The 18,864-nt window shown below is 34.6% G+C and carries 17 protein-coding genes and 1 tRNA gene; 14 read left to right on the forward strand and 4 right to left on the reverse strand.

The window, feature by feature from the left end; translation table 11 throughout:
* Positions 1-195 precede the first annotated feature (195 nt).
* From JMA43_RS03885 to JMA43_RS03895, 3 genes are read left to right on the forward strand one after another with little or no spacing between them, the layout of a single operon-like run.
* On the forward strand, positions 196-1,023 hold the full coding sequence (locus JMA43_RS03885) for a GLPGLI family protein (RefSeq protein WP_342155053.1): 828 nt from the start codon (positions 196-198) through the stop codon (positions 1,021-1,023).
* Positions 1,024-1,074: 51 nt separating this feature from the next.
* A complete protein-coding gene (locus tag JMA43_RS03890; protein WP_342155054.1) occupies positions 1,075-1,896 on the forward strand; it encodes a GLPGLI family protein in 822 nt (273 codons plus the stop codon).
* Positions 1,893-4,523 (forward strand): carboxypeptidase-like regulatory domain-containing protein, encoded by a 2,631-nt coding sequence (locus JMA43_RS03895; RefSeq protein ID WP_342155055.1) that lies wholly within the window; start codon positions 1,893-1,895, stop codon positions 4,521-4,523. The genes JMA43_RS03890 and JMA43_RS03895 overlap by 4 nt, the downstream gene beginning before the upstream one ends.
* A 4-nt stretch (positions 4,524-4,527) precedes the next feature.
* On the opposite strand, the gene JMA43_RS03900 is transcribed toward JMA43_RS03895, so the two are convergent.
* Entirely contained in the window at positions 4,528-5,070 is a 543-nt protein-coding gene (locus JMA43_RS03900; RefSeq protein ID WP_342155056.1) for an alpha-ketoglutarate decarboxylase, read from the reverse strand.
* A 105-nt stretch (positions 5,071-5,175) separates the two neighbouring features.
* Between JMA43_RS03900 and JMA43_RS03905 the strand changes: the two genes are divergently transcribed.
* Positions 5,176-7,977 (forward strand): 2-oxoglutarate dehydrogenase E1 component, encoded by a 2,802-nt coding sequence (locus JMA43_RS03905; protein ID WP_342155057.1) that lies wholly within the window; start codon positions 5,176-5,178, stop codon positions 7,975-7,977.
* Between the two features lie 63 nt (positions 7,978-8,040).
* A complete protein-coding gene (gene odhB, locus JMA43_RS03910) occupies positions 8,041-9,264 on the forward strand; it encodes a 2-oxoglutarate dehydrogenase complex dihydrolipoyllysine-residue succinyltransferase (protein WP_342155058.1) in 1,224 nt (407 codons plus the stop codon).
* A gap of 628 nt (positions 9,265-9,892) precedes the next feature.
* Here odhB and JMA43_RS03915 read toward each other — a convergent pair.
* Complete coding sequence (locus tag JMA43_RS03915) at positions 9,893-10,330, reverse strand: retropepsin-like aspartic protease (protein WP_342155059.1); 438 nt, start codon at positions 10,328-10,330, stop codon at positions 9,893-9,895.
* 53 nt (positions 10,331-10,383) lie between these two features.
* On the opposite strand from JMA43_RS03915, the gene JMA43_RS03920 reads away from it, so the two are divergent.
* The 9 genes from JMA43_RS03920 (at position 10,384) to JMA43_RS03960 (ending at position 16,800) form a co-directional block, all read left to right on the forward strand.
* Positions 10,384-11,151 (forward strand): TatD family hydrolase, encoded by a 768-nt coding sequence (locus tag JMA43_RS03920; protein WP_342155060.1) that lies wholly within the window; start codon positions 10,384-10,386, stop codon positions 11,149-11,151.
* Between the two features lie 60 nt (positions 11,152-11,211).
* Positions 11,212-12,336, forward strand: a complete 1,125-nt coding sequence (locus JMA43_RS03925) for a 1-acyl-sn-glycerol-3-phosphate acyltransferase (protein WP_342155061.1) — start codon at positions 11,212-11,214, stop codon at positions 12,334-12,336.
* A gap of 3 nt (positions 12,337-12,339) precedes the next feature.
* Positions 12,340-13,359, forward strand: coding sequence for an asparaginase (locus JMA43_RS03930; RefSeq protein ID WP_342155062.1), 1,020 nt, complete (start codon positions 12,340-12,342; stop codon positions 13,357-13,359).
* 70 nt (positions 13,360-13,429) lie between these two features.
* A tRNA-Ser gene (locus JMA43_RS03935) sits at positions 13,430-13,517 on the forward strand.
* A 77-nt stretch (positions 13,518-13,594) separates the two neighbouring features.
* The gene (locus tag JMA43_RS03940; RefSeq protein WP_342155063.1) at positions 13,595-14,395 is read left to right on the forward strand and encodes a MotA/TolQ/ExbB proton channel family protein; all 801 of its coding nucleotides are present in this window, start codon (positions 13,595-13,597) and stop codon (positions 14,393-14,395) included.
* A 25-nt stretch (positions 14,396-14,420) separates the two neighbouring features.
* Positions 14,421-14,840, forward strand: coding sequence for a hypothetical protein (locus JMA43_RS03945; protein WP_342155064.1), 420 nt, complete (start codon positions 14,421-14,423; stop codon positions 14,838-14,840).
* A 21-nt stretch (positions 14,841-14,861) separates the two neighbouring features.
* Positions 14,862-15,485 carry an ExbD/TolR family protein gene (locus JMA43_RS03950; protein ID WP_342155065.1) on the forward strand — a complete coding sequence of 208 codons (624 nt, stop codon included), beginning with the start codon at positions 14,862-14,864 and terminating at the stop codon, positions 15,483-15,485.
* 19 nt (positions 15,486-15,504) lie between these two features.
* Complete coding sequence (locus JMA43_RS03955) at positions 15,505-15,987, forward strand: ExbD/TolR family protein (protein WP_342155066.1); 483 nt, start codon at positions 15,505-15,507, stop codon at positions 15,985-15,987.
* A 117-nt stretch (positions 15,988-16,104) separates the two neighbouring features.
* On the forward strand, positions 16,105-16,800 hold the full coding sequence (locus JMA43_RS03960; RefSeq protein WP_342155067.1) for a porin family protein: 696 nt from the start codon (positions 16,105-16,107) through the stop codon (positions 16,798-16,800).
* Here the strand turns inward: JMA43_RS03960 and JMA43_RS03965 are convergent.
* Both JMA43_RS03965 and rpoN read right to left on the reverse strand, forming a co-directional pair.
* Positions 16,795-17,400: a hypothetical protein gene (locus JMA43_RS03965; RefSeq protein ID WP_342155068.1), complete on the reverse strand. Its 606-nt coding sequence runs from the start codon at positions 17,398-17,400 to the stop codon at positions 16,795-16,797. The two genes, JMA43_RS03960 and JMA43_RS03965, sit on opposite strands and share 6 nt — an antisense overlap.
* Entirely contained in the window at positions 17,401-18,864 is a 1,464-nt protein-coding gene (rpoN, locus tag JMA43_RS03970) for an RNA polymerase factor sigma-54 (protein WP_342155069.1), read from the reverse strand. It lies immediately after the preceding gene.

Raw genomic sequence — 18,864 nt, forward strand, 5'->3', positions numbered from 1 at the left:
TTTGCATTTTATATAAAATCCCTCTTCTTTTTTATGGTTAAAGGAGAGGGGTTTTTGTTTTTGTAAATGATGTTTATTTTCATTTTAACAAAAATTATTTTCTCAATCCATTTTTTTTAATAACTTCCATACATTCATTTAATTATGTTGTTTTTGAATGATTTAAAACTTATTTATTCAACAAGATTTTTAAATATGAAATGGGTATTTGTAGTGTTTTGTATAGTTGCTGTAAACGTTGTTTTCTCGCAGAAAAGTATGGTTGTTGATGAGCTTAAGTATGAATGTAAATATTTGTTGACATATCAACCAGATTCTACTTCCGCAGAAAATAAGAGAAGTGAAATAATGCTTTTACAAATTGGCAAAACTACTTCTAAGTTTATAAGTGAAGGAATGAAGACTATTGATTCTGTCTCAAAAGAAATGGCATCGAATCAAGTAGGCAGTATTGATGTGGGAGCTGTGTTTAGTAAAATACCACGAACTAAGATAAAGGAAATTGTCTATAAAAACCATCCAATAAATAAAATAAGTGTTATAGAAATTGTGGCTAGAGATCATTATTTGTATGAGGAAGACTTGAAGAAATTAAACTGGAAAATTTTAGCAGATACAAAAGAAATTAATGGGCAACAATGTCAAAAAGCAACTTTAAATTATGGTGGGAGAAATTATGAAGCATGGTTTTCAAAAGAGATTCCAATTTCGGAAGGGCCTTATAAGTTTAATGGTTTGCCAGGTCTTATTGTATTTATGAAAGATGAAAAAGAACACTACAAATATGAATTGATAGCTGTTTCATCAAAAAATAATCAATCAATATATTTTGAGAATGATAATTTTATAAAACTAACTAAATCAGAATTTCACGAACAAAAGAAAAAATTTTATGAGAATTTTCTTTTGAATGCTCAAAATAGTGGATTAACGCTGAAGTTTGATAATCCAAACGATAGGAAAAAATTACAATCTAAACTTAAAAACAATAACAATAACCCGATAGAATTGAAATTTGATTAGTAAAGATTAAAAAGTTGAGGTACTGTAAACTATAGGTTTAAATAGAAAAATATGAATTTAAAAGTTTTAATTTTAAGTATAATTTGGTTGGGTTCGTTTCAGGTTGTTTTTTCTCAAATCAATTTAAAAGACACTATAAATTACGAGTTTGTTTATGATTTTTCATATCAGGAAAACAATGTAGATACATTAAGTAAGAAAACCTCTACTATGGTTTTAAAAGTAGCCAACAATTTTTCATACTATATAAATAATGAAAACATGAGGTTGCGCGAAATGTTTAGTGCTTATAGAGGGTCTAATCAAATGCCAGTAATAAAATCACGACCAAAAACTAGGTTGTTATACGTTGTAATAAAAGATTTTAAAAAGGGCGAATTAAGTTTTAGCGACCGAATAGGAACGTCTTATTACTATTACACTCAGCCCATGAATCAATTTAAATGGAAGTTGGTAAATGAGGAAAAGGATATTTTAGGCTATACATGTAAAAAGGCAACTATGCAATTTGCAGGTAGAGATTATATTGCTTGGTATGCAACCGATATCCCAATATCGGACGGGCCATACAAGTTTAACGGTCTTCCAGGGTTAATACTTTCTATTTACGATGAAAAAAAACATTATGAGTTTACTGTTAGAAGTATCGAAAAAGTGAGTTATTTCTTTGCAACGAAAGATGAGTTTTTTGATCATATTGAAATGAGTAAATCAAATTTTGATGAACTTTTAGAAAGGTACAGGCAAAAACCGTCTGCAATGTTAAATACTGGAGGAATACAATTTCCGAAAGAATTGCTTGAAAAAGCAGATAGAAGAGCTAAAGAAAGGTTGCAGTATGAAAATAATCCATTGGAATTGACAAATGAATGAAGCAAATAGTATTTTGGATATTATTTTTTACTGTAAAAATAGGCTGTGCTCAAGCTGTAATTAGCGGGAAAGTATCAGACTCTTTAAAAATACCAATATCTGGGGTTAGTGTTGTTGTAAACGTAAAAAACACCGATTCGATACTTGCTTACGATATAACAAATGGTCAAGGTGATTTTAGTATAGCGTTTACTTCAGAAGACGAAATGGTAGATGTTGTAGCAAAAAGTATGGGGTTTGCTACATTCAAAATAGCAGTTGTAAATAAAAGTCAGACCCTCAATTTTACGTTAAAAGAACAGGTAACCGAGTTAAAGGAAGTCGTCGTGAAATCTTCTCCAATTACCCAAAAAGGCGACACAATCAATTACAATGTAAGTAGTTTTGCTAAACAAGAAGACAGGTCGATTGCCGATGTTATAAAAAATATGCCTGGAATTGAAGTGTTGAGCGATGGACAAATACTTTATCAAGGGAAACCAATCAATAAATATTATATTGAAGGATTGGATTTGCTAGAAGGAAAGTACAACCTTGCAAATAATAATTTACCGCATGCCGAAGTTTCGCAAGTTCAAATATTAGAGAATCATCAGCCAATAAAAATTTTAGACAGCTTAGTATATTCCGATCGTGCAGCTTTAAATATTAAACTTAAAAACAGTTATACTTTTACAGGGCAAGCCGAAATTGGGAGTGGAGCATCTCCATTGCTTAGAAAAGTAAATATAACTCCGATGTTGTTTTCGAAAAAACAGCAGATGCTCACTTCTTATCAAACCAATAATACAGGTGAGAATGTAGCCTCGCAACTTAAAAAGCTAACAATTGAAGATTTATTAGATCAATTTGAACGAAATGATACAAAAGAAGATTGGTTGGCTATTCAACCTATAGAACAGCCTGTATTTAAGGAGCAACGTTGGCTAGACAATAACGTGCATTTACTTACATTTAACTTTTTGCAAAAATTAAAAAACGATTATGAGTTGCGTGTAAATACATCTCATTTAAATGATTACCAACAGCAAAGAGGGTATACAGATACACGTTATTTTGTAAATGCTGATACGGTAATGTTGTTGGAACAAAAATACAATCAATTGTATAGTAATTCTCTAGAAACGATTGCGACTCTTCAGAAAAACACTAAAGAAAATTACTTTAAAAATAGTCTTAAGTTTAACGGATATTGGGATGGGCAACGCGGAACAGTTGAGCTTACCGATGAAAATGTCAATCAAAATTTGAGTAATAAGTATTTTCGATTGTCGAATGATTTTAAAGTTTTGTTTCCGTTAGGGAAGCAAATAGCAACATTAAAATCGTATGTAGCTTTTAGTAAAGTTCCGCAATCTTTATCGGTTATGCCAGGGCAGTTTAGCGGTTTGTTAAACAATGGCGCATCGTATAATGAGGTTGTTCAAGATGTAGTTCAGCATACTTTTTACACAAATAATTTTGTAGAGTTTTCCAAAGGATGGAAGAATTTTAGTTTTAATCCTAAAGTTGGTTTTTTAGTTGAAAAGCAACAGCTAGATACAGAAATTTTGACATCCGAAACATTGCAAACTTCCAATTTTCAAAACAACTTAGATTGGTTTCATACCAAGCTTTATTTTCATTTAAAAACACAATATAAAGTTGAGAATTGGCGTGTGGAGTTGAGCTCGCCGATAAATTACAATCGTTATGTGTTAGAAGATAAACCTCTCGATGAAGCGCAAGAATTATCCAAAGTAACTTTCGAGCCAAGACTATCTTTGAAATATGATGTTTCTGGGTTTTGGAGTTTGGGTACATCTAGTGGGTTGAGCAATAGTTTTGGAACTATAAACCAAGTGTATTACAATTATATTTTGCAAAACTATCGAAACATCCAGCGTATAGATGCTCCTTTGCCTGTGGTGAGAAACTTGAATTATTCCTTCTTTGTAAATTACCGCAACCCTATTTCGGCTTTGTTTTTTAATGTAATTTATAATTATTCAAACAGTAAAAACAACCTGCTGTATGAGAGTTTTATTTTAGACAATGGCGCTGTTGAGTTGCAAGCAGTACCGCAAAATAATTATCGCGACAATCATAATCTGTCTTTTAAAGGAAGTAAATATTTTAGTGATATCAGTACAAACCTAACTTTTGGTACTAGATATGGTTTACAGAGCTTTCAGCAACTATTAAATTCAGAATTAACAGATGTTGAAAATCAAAATTGGCAATTTAATGGCAAAATAGATATAGATATTACCGATTGGTTAAATACAGAATTAAGTAGTGTTTTTCAATATTCAAATAGTAAAATTCAGCAACAAAAAAATAAAACAATAGCGCAACAATTCCATGAGCTAAACATTAATTTATATCCGAGTAAAAATCATTATGTTGGGTTAAATACCGAGTATGTGAGTAACAATTTGTACTCTAAAACAGACACCAATCTTTTTGCAGATGTTGTTTACAAGTATACTTGGCAAAAAAAGAATGTCGATTTTGGGTTGAGGTGGAGTAATATTTTTAATACTGAAAATTACAACACTGTAAATGTGAGTGAATACAGTTATGTAGCAACACGTTTTAACCTTAGACCGCAACAATTATTGCTGAGTGTTAAGTTTTCGCTATAACGTTTTAAAAATAAACCCTCACAAACGGCATAAAAGGTGTTCCGTAAATGCTTTTGTCTTCGTCGTAAAGTACATCGTATCGAACTCCAATTGTAACAGGGCCAGTGTTGTATCCTGCTCCTAAGTGCAACGCAGGGTACCAATATTCATCTTTAAAATCTGGAATTCCATCGTATTCAAAGCTTCGGTTTACATGGAGTTCTTCAAATTCTGCGGAAAGTTGAATTTCTCTAATTGGGCTATAAAAACCAAGTACGCTTCCACCAAAAACGGTTGCTGTATAATTGCGTTCGTCAGAATAAGTAAAATTAAGTCCAATACCAGTAGCAAACTTTTCATTTACATGGTAAACAGCACTTGGCGTAATAGACGCACTAAAAAAATCGTTTCCAAAACCTAATCCTAAGCCTCCACCAAAACTTACGCGATTCCAAAAATTAGGATTTCTATAAGTTTGAGTCATTTGCGCAGTAGTAAAATGAGTGATTCCTAACAATATGAAGAATAAGATGTATTTTTTAAAACAACTGTTGTTATAAATATGCATATCAATAAATTTTATCTTATAAATATATTAAAACTATGTAGCAATAATCTCAAATATTGTATTTTTGTATAAATTTTGTCTAAATAGAGACAGTGAAAAGATAACATGGATAAATATTCCTTTTTAAACGCGGCAAATACCGCTTTTTTTGCGGACTTATACGATCAATACTTAATTAATCCGGATAGTGTAGAGCCAAGCTGGAGAGCTTTCTTTCAAGGCTTTGATTTTGGAGTGGAAACTTCGGTTTCTGAAAACTTCGATGCAGACACGGTAACCATTCAAAACATGAACTCGGGAGAGAAAATCGAAATCTCTCAAGATGTTTACAAAGAATTTCAAGTAGTACGCCTTATCGACGGCTACAGAAGTCGTGGGCATTTGTTTACCAAAACAAACCCAGTTCGTGAGCGTAGAAAATACGAGCCTACGTTGGCAATTGAAAATTTTGGATTGGCAACTTCCGATTTGGCTACAGTTTTTAATGCAGGAGAAATTTTAGGAATTGGTCCGTCAACTTTACAAGAAATCATCAATCATTTAGAAGCAATTTATTGCGATGCTATCGGGATTGAGTATATGTATATTCGTAACCCAGAGCGTAAGCAATGGATTCAGAATTGGTTAAATGTAAACGACAATCATCCGAAGTTTAATGAAGATGAGAAGAAAAATATTTTAAGAAAACTAAACGAAGCTATTTCTTTTGAAAACTTTTTGCATACCAAATATGTTGGGCAAAAGCGTTTTTCATTGGAAGGTAACGAGTCGCTTATTCCTGCTTTGGACACTTTGGTAGAGAAAGCTGCCGACATGGGCGTGCAACAATTCGTTATGGGAATGGCGCACCGTGGACGCTTAAATGTACTTACAAACATTTTTGGGAAATCGGCTAAAGATATTTTTAGTGAGTTCGACGGAAAAGACTACGAGCTTGATATTTTTGATGGAGACGTAAAATATCACTTAGGTTGGACGAGTGACCGCGAAACAAAAAGCGGGAAGAAAATAAATATGAATATTGCTCCAAATCCTTCACACTTAGAAACCGTAGGAGCGGTAGTGGAAGGAATTACTAGAGCAAAACAAGACAGACATTACAAAGAAGACTTTTCTAAAGTATTGCCAATTGTAGTGCATGGAGATGCCGCTATTGCTGGGCAAGGAATTGCTTATGAAGTGGTGCAAATGGCACTTTTAGACGGGTATAAAACGGGTGGTACGATTCATATTGTGGTAAACAACCAAATTGGATTTACAACCAATTACTTAGATGCGCGTTCATCTACTTATTGTACCGATGTTGGAAAAGTTACCCTGTCGCCAGTATTGCATGTAAATGCCGATGATGCTGAAGCAGTAGTGCACGCAGCAAAATTTGCATTAGATTATAGAATGACCTTCGGAAGAGATGTATTTATCGATCTTTTAGGTTATAGAAAATACGGACATAACGAAGGAGACGAACCTCGTTTTACACAACCTAAACTTTATAAAGCAATTGCGAAGCACGAAAATCCGCGAGATATTTATGCTGATAAATTGAAAAAAGAAGGTGTGATAGACGATTCGTATGTGAAGAAACTCGAAGACGATTATAAAGCATCGCTTGAAGAAAAATTAGAAGATTCTCGAAAAGAAGAAAAAACTGTCATTACACCTTTTATGCAAGACGAGTGGAAAGGTTTCAACCCTTGCTTAGAAGACAGAATGATGGAAACCATCGACACTTCTTATCCAAAAGACAAACTTACAGTTATTGCAGAAGCGGTAACCAATCTTCCGGAAGGGAAGAAGTTTATGCGTAAAATCGAAAAACTTATCAAAGAAAGAAACAAAATGTTCTTTGAAACCGATAAGTTGGATTGGGCAATGGGAGAAATGTTGGCGTACGGATCTTTATTAGAAGAAGGTTTTGGAGTGCGTTTATCGGGGCAAGATGTTGAAAGAGGTACTTTCTCGCATCGTCATGCGGTGATAAAAGTTGAAGATTCAGAAGAAGAAATTGTATTGCTTAACGAGTTAGGAAAAAATCAAAATGCACATTTCGATGTGTTTAACTCTTTCCTTTCGGAATATGGAGTTGTTGGTTTTGATTATGGATATGCCATGGCAAGTCCAGATACGCTAACGATTTGGGAAGCGCAGTTTGGTGACTTCAGTAATGGAGCACAAATTATGATCGACCAATACATTTCGGCTGCCGAAGATAAATGGAAATTGCAAAACGGACTCGTAATGTTATTGCCACACGGGTACGAAGGGCAAGGAGCCGAGCACTCTTCAGCAAGAATGGAGCGTTATTTACAACTATGCGCAAAGGATAATATGTTTGTTGCTGATGTTACTACGCCTGCAAACTTGTTCCATTTGTTAAGAAGACAAATGAAAGCCGATTACAGAAAGCCTTTAATTGTATTTACTCCTAAGAGTTTATTGAGGCATCCAAAAGTAGTTTCATCTGTAGATGAATTTGTAAACGGAAGATTTCAAACAGTTATAGATGATGCGGAAGCTTCCGTAGAAAAAGTAAAAACATTGGTGTTCTGTACAGGAAAATTCTATTACGACTTATTGGCTGTAAAAGAAGAAGAAAACAGAGAAGATGTTGCGCTAGTTAGATTGGAGCAATTATTCCCATTACCAGCAGCAGAAATGCGAGCAGTAATCGAGAAATACAGTAACGCAGAAGAAGTAGTTTGGGCACAAGAAGAACCTCGTAACATGGGTGCTTGGAGTCATTTATTACTTCATTTTGAAGAAGCGCGTACCTTTAGAGTTGCTTCCAGACGTTTTTATGCGGCTCCAGCAGCAGGTAGTGCAACGCGTTCTAAACGCAGACATCAACAGGTTATTGAATATGTTTTTGATAAAACCAAAGACAATATGCAACGTAAAGCGAAATAATCTATATTTATATTAAAATTTAAGAAAGTTAGACAACAACATATAAAACTAAAATAAAGAACAATGGTTTTAGAAATGAAAGTTCCCTCTCCTGGGGAATCGATTACAGAAGTAGAGATAGCAGAATGGCTAGTGGAAGACGGAGATTATGTAGAGAAAGATCAAGCAATTGCTGAAGTAGATTCAGATAAAGCTACCTTAGAATTACCAGCAGAAGCAAGCGGAATTATTACGCTTAAAGCTGAAGAAGGAGATGCAGTAGCTGTTGGAGAAGTGGTTTGTTTAATCGATACTTCTGCAGAGAAACCTGCAGGTGGTGCAGATGCATCAGCTGAAAAGGCAAAAGAAGCGCCAAAGAAAGAAGAAAAAGCAGCTCCAGCTGAAAAAGCTCCGGAGAAAAAAGAAACATACGCAAGTGGTACTGCAAGTCCAGCAGCCAAAAAAGTACTTGCTGAAAAAGGAATTAATCCTCAAGAAGTTCAAGGAACAGGAAAAGACGGTCGTATTACAAAAGACGATGCAGTAAAAGCTACTCCTTCTTTAGGAACTCCAGGAGCAGGAAGTCGTGGTTCTGAGCGTACAAAACTTTCTATGTTAAGACGTAAAGTGGCAGAGCGTTTGGTTTCAGTAAAAAATGAAACAGCTATGCTTACTACTTTTAACGAAGTAGATATGGGACCAATTTTTGAGCTTCGTAAACAATATAAAGATGAATTTAAGACGAAGCACAATGTAGGTCTTGGGTTTATGAGTTTCTTTACAAAAGCAGTTGTACGTGCTTTAGAAATGTATCCTGCAGTTAATTCAATGATTGATGGTAAAGAAATGGTAAGTTACGATTTCTGCGACATTAGTATTGCGGTTTCTGGACCAAAAGGATTAATGGTTCCTGTAGTGAGAAATGCCGAAAACTTAAGCTTTAGAGGTATTGAAGCTGAAATTAAACGTTTGGCAATTCGTGCGCGTGAAGGAGAAATTACAGTAGATGAAATGACAGGAGGTACATTTACAATTACTAACGGAGGTGTTTTTGGTTCGATGTTGTCTACACCAATTATCAACCCTCCACAAAGTGCAATTTTAGGAATGCACAATATTGTTGAGCGTCCAATTGCTAGAGATGGAGCTATTGCTATAGCACCTATTATGTATGTTGCTTTATCTTACGATCACCGTATTATCGACGGAAAAGAATCAGTAGGATTTTTAGTAGCAATTAAAGAAGCATTAGAAAGTCCAGAAGAATTATTGATGGATGGAAATGCTAAAAAAGCATTAGAGCTATAAAAGTTTAAGTTTTATAAAATTAAAAAACGCCCACGTAAAGTTGGGCGTTTTTTGTTTTGGTGGCTAATATATCAAATTTCTAAATTGATAAAACCAGAAAAAGGTTCATAAGAACGGTGATCATAGCTAACGAAACAATCGTTATGGTTAAGTTAATGTCGTTGGAGTTTTTTTGTTGTTTAGCTTCTGCCTCCATGATCTTTTCTTTTAGATTGGTGATGTAAAAATCAACAAACTATACAGAAATATCAAAGGGAATTTTACCCTATTTATTTTCTCAAATATATTGATATTCAGATAAATAAAGTAACTTTGTCGTAAGAATAATGAATATGAGATAAAATAGACCTATTTAAAAAGTATTGAAAATCAAGGAAGCAGTGTTGGGAGAAAGATAAAAGCTGTTTGAGCGACGCGAGTTCTTTTTATCTGAGGAGGATGGTTCCGTAGATTTTTTGATGCTTTTTTAATCAGTCTTGACTTTTTTGTTTCGTTTTTGTGTCAAGGCAAAAATGAAAAAATATCAAATATTTGAAATAAAAAAGTTAAAGGTTTTATATGTTGGTATTTATATCGTACTGAGGTTAAATAAATAAGAAAGATGAAATTTAAATTATTTATAAATGACCTATTTTAAATACAATGTTTTCTTCTGATAATCAATTACAGCTTTTGCTTTTTTCAAAATATCGGCACCAATAATACCATGTACAGGTAAGGCGTTATGAATGGTAAGAGCTGAGTTTACGTGTGTTAAGTCGAAGAGTACAATTTTCACTTTTTTACGTTTCCATGTTTCCATTTCAAGTGAATTCTTTTTAGAAACTTGTGTGAGCATATTGGTAGCGCCAGCGCCAGCGGCTTTTACTTCGGAAGCTTCGGTTTCCAAATTAAAATGTTCAATACAATCCAAGCCAACACAAGTATTGGAAGCGCCTGTGTCGAGAATAAATCTGCCAGAAATTCCGTTTATTTTTGCAACCACTTCAAAATGATTTGTTTTCGTGAAGTTTAAAGGAACTTTGATATATCCTTTTTCAGTTAGAAATTTCTTTAGGCTTTGCATTATCTCTTTTAATTTTATGCAAATATAGCCGTTTAAACTATTACTTTTGCGCCATGATTTTTACAGATACACATACACATTTATATAGCGAAGCCTTTGATGAAGATCGTGACGAAATGATGCAAAGAGCACTAGATGCTGGTGTAGAACGCTTTTTTATTCCTGCAATCGATTCTACGTATACCGAAGCTATGTTCGCTTTAGAGAAAAACTATCCAGACAATGTTTTTTTAATGACGGGTTTGCATCCTACGCATGTAAAAGAAAATTATACAGATGAATTGGCGCATATTGAAGCTTTGTTAAACGAACGTAGTTTTTATGCCATTGGAGAAATAGGAATTGATTTGTATTGGGATAAAACTTTTTTAAAACAACAGCAAGACGCTTTCAGACATCAAATACAGCTTGCAAAAAAGTACAAACTTCCAATTGTAATTCATTGTAGAGATGCTTTTGATGAGGTTTTTGAAGTGTTAGAATCGGAAAAAGGAACCGATCTTTTTGGTATTTTTCACTGTTTTACAGGAACATTAGCACAAGCTAAACAAGCACTTTCTTATAATATGAAATTAGGAATTGGAGGCGTGGTTACATTTAAGAACGGCAAAATAGACAAGTTTTTAAATGAAATTCCGCTTTCGGAAATTGTGCTTGAAACAGACGCACCATACCTAGCACCTACACCTTACCGCGGAAAACGAAATGAGAGTGTTTACCTTACCGAAGTTGCAGGGAAATTGGTAGATGTGTACCAGCTTCCGTTAGAAACCATTGTTGAAACTACCACGCAAAACTCAAAAGATGTATTTGGAGTTTAACACCAACTTAGCTTTGGTATAAACTAAATTTTGTTTTTTTGCCTTTAAACAAGTGTCCGAGTGATTACAATAGACGATATACGACCTTATTACGACAGCGAAGTAAACGATGCGCTTTTAAAATTTATGGCACACCCAATGGTGATGGCAATGCTTCAGTTTACCTTTCCTGAAAAAAGTGTCGAAGAAATAGGCGACCTCGTAAAGAGTTGCCACTCAATTAGAGATTTTCAAACAAAAATAATTTACAAGAGTGTAAATGCGGTGCTCGATAAAAGCTCGGAAGGTTTTTCTACGGAAGGATTTGACAAGCTCACACCAGGAGTACCATATTTGTTTATTTCAAACCATCGAGATATTATTCTCGATACCTCCTTGCTGAATGTTGCTTTATACGATAACGGGCTCGTGATGACGGCTTCTGCAATTGGCGATAATTTAGTGAAAAAGCCATTTTTGATGGCATTATCTCGATTAAATAGAAGTTTTATTATCAAAAGAGATTTGTCGCCTCGCGAAATGTTGAAAAGTTCGCAATTGGTGTCCTCTTATATAAAGGATGCACTTCAGCAAGAAAATAGATCCATTTGGATAGCGCAACGAGAAGGGAGAACCAAAAACGGAGACGACCAAACTCAACAAGGTGTTTTAAAAATGTTGGCGCTTGCAAACGACGAAGCTGAAGTGATGGACTATTTTAAAAAACTACAAATTGTTCCTGTGTCGATTTCTTATGAATACGACCCTACCGATGTGTTGAAAATGCCAGAATTGATGGCAAAGCATCATGAAATTGAATATGTAAAATCGAGTAATGAAGATTTTAATAGTATTTTAAAAGGAATTACAGGAAGAAAAAAACGCATTCATATTTCTGCGGGCGAAGTGCTTTCTAAAACTTTAGATGAAATAAAAGAAAGCGGAGAGCCAAATAATAAACAATTTCAAATGTTGGCGGAAGCTATTGATGCGGAAATTCATAAAAATTACAAATTGTGGCCGTCAAATTATTTGGCGTACGATATGCTTTATAAAACCGATAAGTTTTCTTCTTTTTATACCGATGCCGAAAAGCGTCAGTTTAAACGTCGCGTAAAGCGAAGAGTGGAAGCAGGAAATAAAGTTGCGTTAGAAAACTTTTTAAGGATGTATGCAAATCCTGTGGTAAATCAAATAAAAGATTAAAACATGCAGTCTAAAATTTTACTTATTTATACAGGTGGAACCATTGGGATGGTGAAAGATTTTGAAACGGGAGCACTTCATGCGTTTAATTTTGATGAATTGCTGAAACGTATTCCAGAACTTTCACATTTAGATTGCGACATCGATACTTTTTCGTTTGAAGAACCAATCGATTCTTCTAATATGAATCCGCAGTACTGGGTTCAAATTGTAGAAATTATAGAAAAAAACTATGAAGCTTACGATGGTTTTGTTGTGTTGCATGGTAGCGATACAATGAGTTATACAGCATCGGCATTGAGTTTTATGCTTGAGAATTTATCAAAACCTGTAATTTTTACGGGGTCTCAACTTCCAATAGGCGATTTGCGTACCGATGCCAAAGAAAATTTAATTACCAGTATTCAAATAGCATCTTTAAAGAAAAACGGAAATGCTGTTATTAGAGAAGTGTGTTTGTATTTTGAATATAAATTGTACCGCGCTAACCGAACTACTAAAATAAATGCAGAGCACTTTCAAGCATTTGCATCGTTAAATTATCCGCCGTTGGCAGAAAGTGGGGTACATTTAAAAGTAAACCACGAATATTTATTGAAGCCCAATAGAAAAAAACTGGTGGTGCACAAAACCATGGATGTAAATATTGCGCTTGTAAAACTTTTTCCTGGAATTAATGAAAACACATTAAGTTGTTTGTTTGGAAATCCAAATACCAAAGCAATTATATTAGAAACTTATGGTGCTGGAAATGCTCCAACCGAAAAATGGTTTGAGGATTTGCTAAAAAAAACCATAAAATCTGGCAAAATTATAGTCAATGTGACTCAATGTTCGGGAGGAAGTGTAATAATGGGGCAATATGAAACGAGTTCTCATCTAAAAAAAGCAGGGGTAATTAACGGAAAAGACATCACAACAGAGGCAGCAATAACAAAATTGATGTATTTGTTGGGGAATAATATTCAACGTAAAGTGTTCAAAACCATATATGAAACCTCATTAAGAGGCGAAATGGCTTAAAATTAACGACATAAATTTTAACAACTAAAAAAAAATTCGTTATTTGGCGCTCTAAAGCTATACGTTAAAAAGAGAGGTGGCCGAGTGGTCGAAGGCGCACGCCTGGAAAGTGTGTATACGTCAAAAGCGTATCGAGGGTTCGAATCCCTTCCTCTCTGCTTGTAGTTTTTAATGTTTAATAACATTTTTTTTTTATCTTTAACCCTATTAACGAACAAATTTAAGTTTAGAAGAAATGAAAAGACTATTCTCTATGCTGGCAATTGCCGGATTATTGGCTCTTAACGCAACAACTGCCAACGCAAAGGATTTTACTCCAGTTGTGGCTGATCAAATTTCAGAAATTGTTGCTATCGACGATGCTTCAACAGCATTAGTACAAGACGAAGCTCCTGCTGCAGAAGCAAAAGGTTTCCAACAAGTCCTAAAAGAAAAATTCATCCAAGGGGGTGCAGGTTTCATGGGAATTGTACTATTATGTTTAATCTTAGGATTAGCAGTGGCTATCGAAAGAATTATTTTCTTGAACATGGCAACAACAAACACTAAAAAGCTTACTCAAAAAGTAGAAGATGCATTAGCGTCTGGTGGAGTAGAAGCTGCAAAAGAAGTTTGTAGAAACACAAGAGGTCCTATTGCATCAATTTACTATCAAGGATTAGACAGAGTTGACGAAGGTGTTGACGCTGCTGAAAAAGCTGTTGTAGCTTACGGTGGTGTGCAAATGGGTCAATTAGAGAAAAACGTTTCTTGGTTGTCTTTATTCATCGCTATTGCTCCGATGTTAGGATTCATGGGTACAGTAATCGGGATGATTCAAGCATTCGAAAAAATTAGTGCAGCAGGTGGACTAGATGCATCTCTTATTGCAGGAGATATCCAGGTAGCCTTATTAACAACAGTATTTGGTCTTATCGTGGCTATTATACTTCAAATTTTCTACAACTATATCATCGCTAAAATTGATAGTATCGTAAACAGCATGGAAGATGCTTCTATCACTTTAGTAGATATGTTAGTAGATCACAAAAAATAATAAGCACTAAATTTTAATTCAAGATATGTATAAAATAGCTAAAATATTAGCAATAATACTTAGTGTAATCGGATTTGTACTATGGGTTATGATAGTGCAGTCTGACGACAACGAAGGTGTTGTTAGCTTAATGATAAGTCTAGGTTTATGGCTAACTGTAATTATAGCAGGAATTACCTTGGTACTTTCGCTTATAGGTTTAGCCTCAGACGGAGAGAAATTAAAAAAATCTTTAATTTCTGTTGGAGCGTTCGCCATCATTCTATTAGTAAGTTACTTTGTACTTGCTACTGGTAAAGATGTTGATCTTAACGACATGGCCAACAGAGGTATCGAAGCTACCGAAGGAACAGTTAAAACTGTAGGCGCTGGTTTATGGTCGTTCTACTTATTGGCTGCAGTTGCTGTAGTTGCAATGGTAGTAGGAGGATTTAAAAAACAATAATTTAAAAAACATTTATATAACATGGCAAGAAGAGGAGCACCACCTGAAGTAAACGCAGGATCTATGGCGGATATCGCTTTCCTACTCTTGATCTTTTTCTTGGTAACTACTACCATTGAAACAGATGCAGGTTTAGATAGAAAGCTGCCACCAATAGAGCCTCCTACAGAGAATCCACCTGTTATTAAGCAAAAAAACATCTTTACAGTAGTTGTAAATAAAAACAACGATTTACTTGTTGAAGATGAACCAATGGAGCTTAAAAACTTAAGAAAAGCTGCAGTAGATTTTCTTGATAATGGAGGAGGAACTGGCGAAAAAGGAGAGCCTTGTGATTACTGTCAAGGAGCTAAGAGCCCAGAATCTTCTGACCACCCTAGCAAAGCTGTAATTTCTTTACAGAACGATAGGTTGACAGAATACGGGACATATATAGCAGTGCAAAACGAATTGGTTGCTGCATATAATGAATTGAGAAATAGAGAAGCGCAAAGACTTTACGGTAGAGATTTTACGGAAATGAATGCTACGTATTTAGATCCTAAAACTCCAGACGCTGCTAAAGACGAGTTAAAACCTAAGTTAGAGCGTATTCAGCAAATGTATCCTCAAAAATTATCTGAGGCAGAACCAAAAAGTAACTAATTAAATTAGTATAGCTATTATGGCAAAATTCACAAAGAAAAAGAAAGGGGACTTACCAGCGGTATCAACCGCATCGTTGCCAGATATCGTATTCATGTTGTTATTTTTCTTCATGACGGTAACTACAATGAAAGATAGTTCACTGATGATAAAAAATGAATTGCCTTATGCTGATCAAGTTCAAAAACTTGATAAAAAAGACAGGGTAATTTATATCTACGCAGGTAAGCCTAGCCCTCGCTACCAAGATAAATTTGGTACCGCTGCAAAAATTCAGTTAAATGATAAATTTGCAGACGTATCAGAAGTAGCGAACTACGTACTTGCTGAGAGAGCTTCAAAGCGTGAGGAGTTACAAAACGTACTTACAACTGCTTTGAAAGTTGATAACGAAACCAATATGGGACTCGTATCGGATATTAAACAAGAATTGAGAAAAATTAATGCTTTAAAGATTAATTATACCACCAAAAATGGTACCTCTTTTCAAAACTTGAAATAATCCATTTCAGTTAAACTTATATTTAAAAAACGCTTCATGTATTTACATCGAAGCGTTTTTTATTTCTACTCATTTTAACTTTTTCTATTACCTTTACGTTGCTAAATCATTATTCATTTGAAAAAGGTAACTTTTATTATTTTTATTTTATGTACTCATTTTGCAACAGCGCAACAAGATTCTCTTTATGTCTTGGAAGCTGATGATAAGTATGTAGAAGATCAATTTTATGTAGGGGTGAATTATAATTTGCTTACGAAATCGCCTAGCGGAATTGGTCAAAGTAGCTTTTCATACGGGATTATTGGAGGTTTTATTAAAGATATTCCGATTAATCGAAGAAGAAACATTGGTTTTGGTTTAGGAGCAGGATTATCATTTAATGCACTTTATACCGATTTATTGGCTACGGAAGAAGCCGATGGAAGTATTTCTTATCAGGCAGTTCCAGATGATATTTCATATAAAAGGAATAAACTTTCTCTCAATTTTGTAGAATTTCCAATCGAGTTTAGATGGCGTTCTTCTGTTGCTGAAGATTATCGCTTTTGGCGAATTTATTCAGGAGTACGTATTTCATACCTCTTCTCTGGGAATTCTAAATTTGTAACCGATTCAGAAACAATAAAATTTAAAAACCCAGATATTAGAGATCTACAATATGGTATTTACCTAAGTTTTGGGTACAATACTTGGAATTTTTACGCGCAGTACGATTTAACCAATGTTTTTGAAGACGATTTGTATACTGTAAACAATGAATCTTTAGAGTTGAGTGTGCTAAAAGCGGGACTCATCTTCTACATTTTATAACCAATAGCCAAAGGTTATAAACTGTGTTATTCCACCTAGAAATACTCCTACAGCTATTTCGGATAGATCGTTTTTCTGTAGATACAGTCTAATAGTCGCTACAAGTCCTAATACAAATATTATTGCTGAAATTCCTAACGTGATGTTGGTTTCGTAGTGGAATGACAAACCCAAAATAAAGACTAATAATGCGCTTATTGCCATTGCGTGGATACTTGCCTTAAAATTTAGATAAACCATAATCAAACAGCTTAATAGTGCGCCTAGAATCCCGACGAAAAAGAAGTAAAGTTCTTCTGAAAAATCTATAGTGGTAATCTTCTGAAAAGTGATATAGATTAAAATGATCGCAATGTAAAGTGGTATTTTCTTTTCTTTTGCCGTTTCAATTTCGTTTCCTGTTATCCATCCTAAGTTTTTCAGTAATAAAAAAAGTATAAGCGGAATAATAACTGTGAGGATGAGCACTGCCAAAACAACCAACCTTTTTGTTTCGTAGGTGTTGTATTTTGGCGTGATTAAAAAATACAGCACAGTGCCTACTAATGGGATGAAAAGCGGATTTATAACTTGCGAAAGTATTTTAGAGAGCAAACGCATTTATATTTCTTTTCTAAGTCGTGCCACAGGAATGTGCAATTGTTCTCTATATTTTGCCACTGTTCTACGTGCTATTGGGTATCCTTTTTCTTTTAAAATTGAAGCCAATTTATCGTCGGTAAGTGGTTTTCTTTTGTCTTCTTCATTAATAACAGTTTCTAGTATTTTCTTGATTTCTCGTGTAGAAACATCTTCCCCTTCGTCGTTTTTCATCGATTCAGAAAAGAATTCTTTAATTAGTTTTGTTCCGTAGGGAGTGTCTACATATTTGCTATTTGCCACTCTGGAAACTGTAGAAACGTCCATCCCAATTTGGTCTGCAATATCTTTTAAAATCATGGGTTTGAGTTTTCGCTCGTCGCCCGTTAAAAAATATTCTTCCTGATAATGCATAATACAATTCATGGTAACGTATAACGTTTCTTGACGTTGTTTTATAGCATCAATAAACCACTTTGCCGCGTCTAGTTTTTGCTTTATAAATTGCACAGCATCCTTTTGAGATTTCGATTTTGACTTGGTGTCTTTGTAGCCTTTCAGCATATTGTTATACTCTCTAGAAACATGCAATTCTGGAGCGTTTCGTCCGTTTAAGGTAAGTTCCAACTCGCCATCTACAATTCTAATGGTAAAGTCTGGAACAACGTGCTCAACGATACGATTGTTCCCAGCATACGAACCTCCAGGTTTTGGATTGAGGCGTTCAATTTCATGTATGGCATCTCTTAGTTCTTCTTCAGTAATATTGTATTTCTGAATTAAACGCGTATAATGTTTTTTGGTAAACTGATCGAACGACTTGTCAATAATTTCATAAGCCAATTCGGTACTTTTTGACGGACTTTTTCGGTCTAGTTGAATAAGTAAACACTCTTGTAAGTTTTGAGCACAAACTCCCGCAGGATCGAGTTGTTGCGTAATATGCAATATTCTTTCAACTTGTGCTTCATCCGTATATACGTTTTGTGTAAAAGCCAAATCGTCTACAATGTCTGGAATTGCTCTTCGGATGTAACCACTTTCATCTACACTACCAACAAGAAATTCAGCAATATCTCTTTCTTCGTCATTCAGTCTAAATGTATTTAATTGATTGATTAAATGCTGATGAAAAGAAGTTCCCGCGGCATACGGTACTGTTTTTTCATCATCGTCGCTACTGTAATTATTGGTTTGTAGGCGGTATTCTGGCACTTCGTCGTCGCTTAAATATTCGTCTACATTTATATCTTCAGCATTAATAGAATCGCTATCGTAATCGTCCTGCATGCTGTTGTCAATATCGTCATTATCGTATTCGTTTACCGAATCGTCTTTTCCACTTTCGAGCGCAGGATTTTCTTCAAGCTCTTGTTTGAGGCGTTGCTCAAAAGCTTGTGTAGGCAACTGTATCAATTTCATTAATTGAATTTGTTGCGGCGATAATTTCTGCGATAATTTAAATTGTAAGTGCTGTTTAAGCAT

This window comes from Joostella sp. CR20 (assembly GCF_038433465.1).
GTDB lineage: Bacteria > Bacteroidota > Bacteroidia > Flavobacteriales > Flavobacteriaceae > Galbibacter.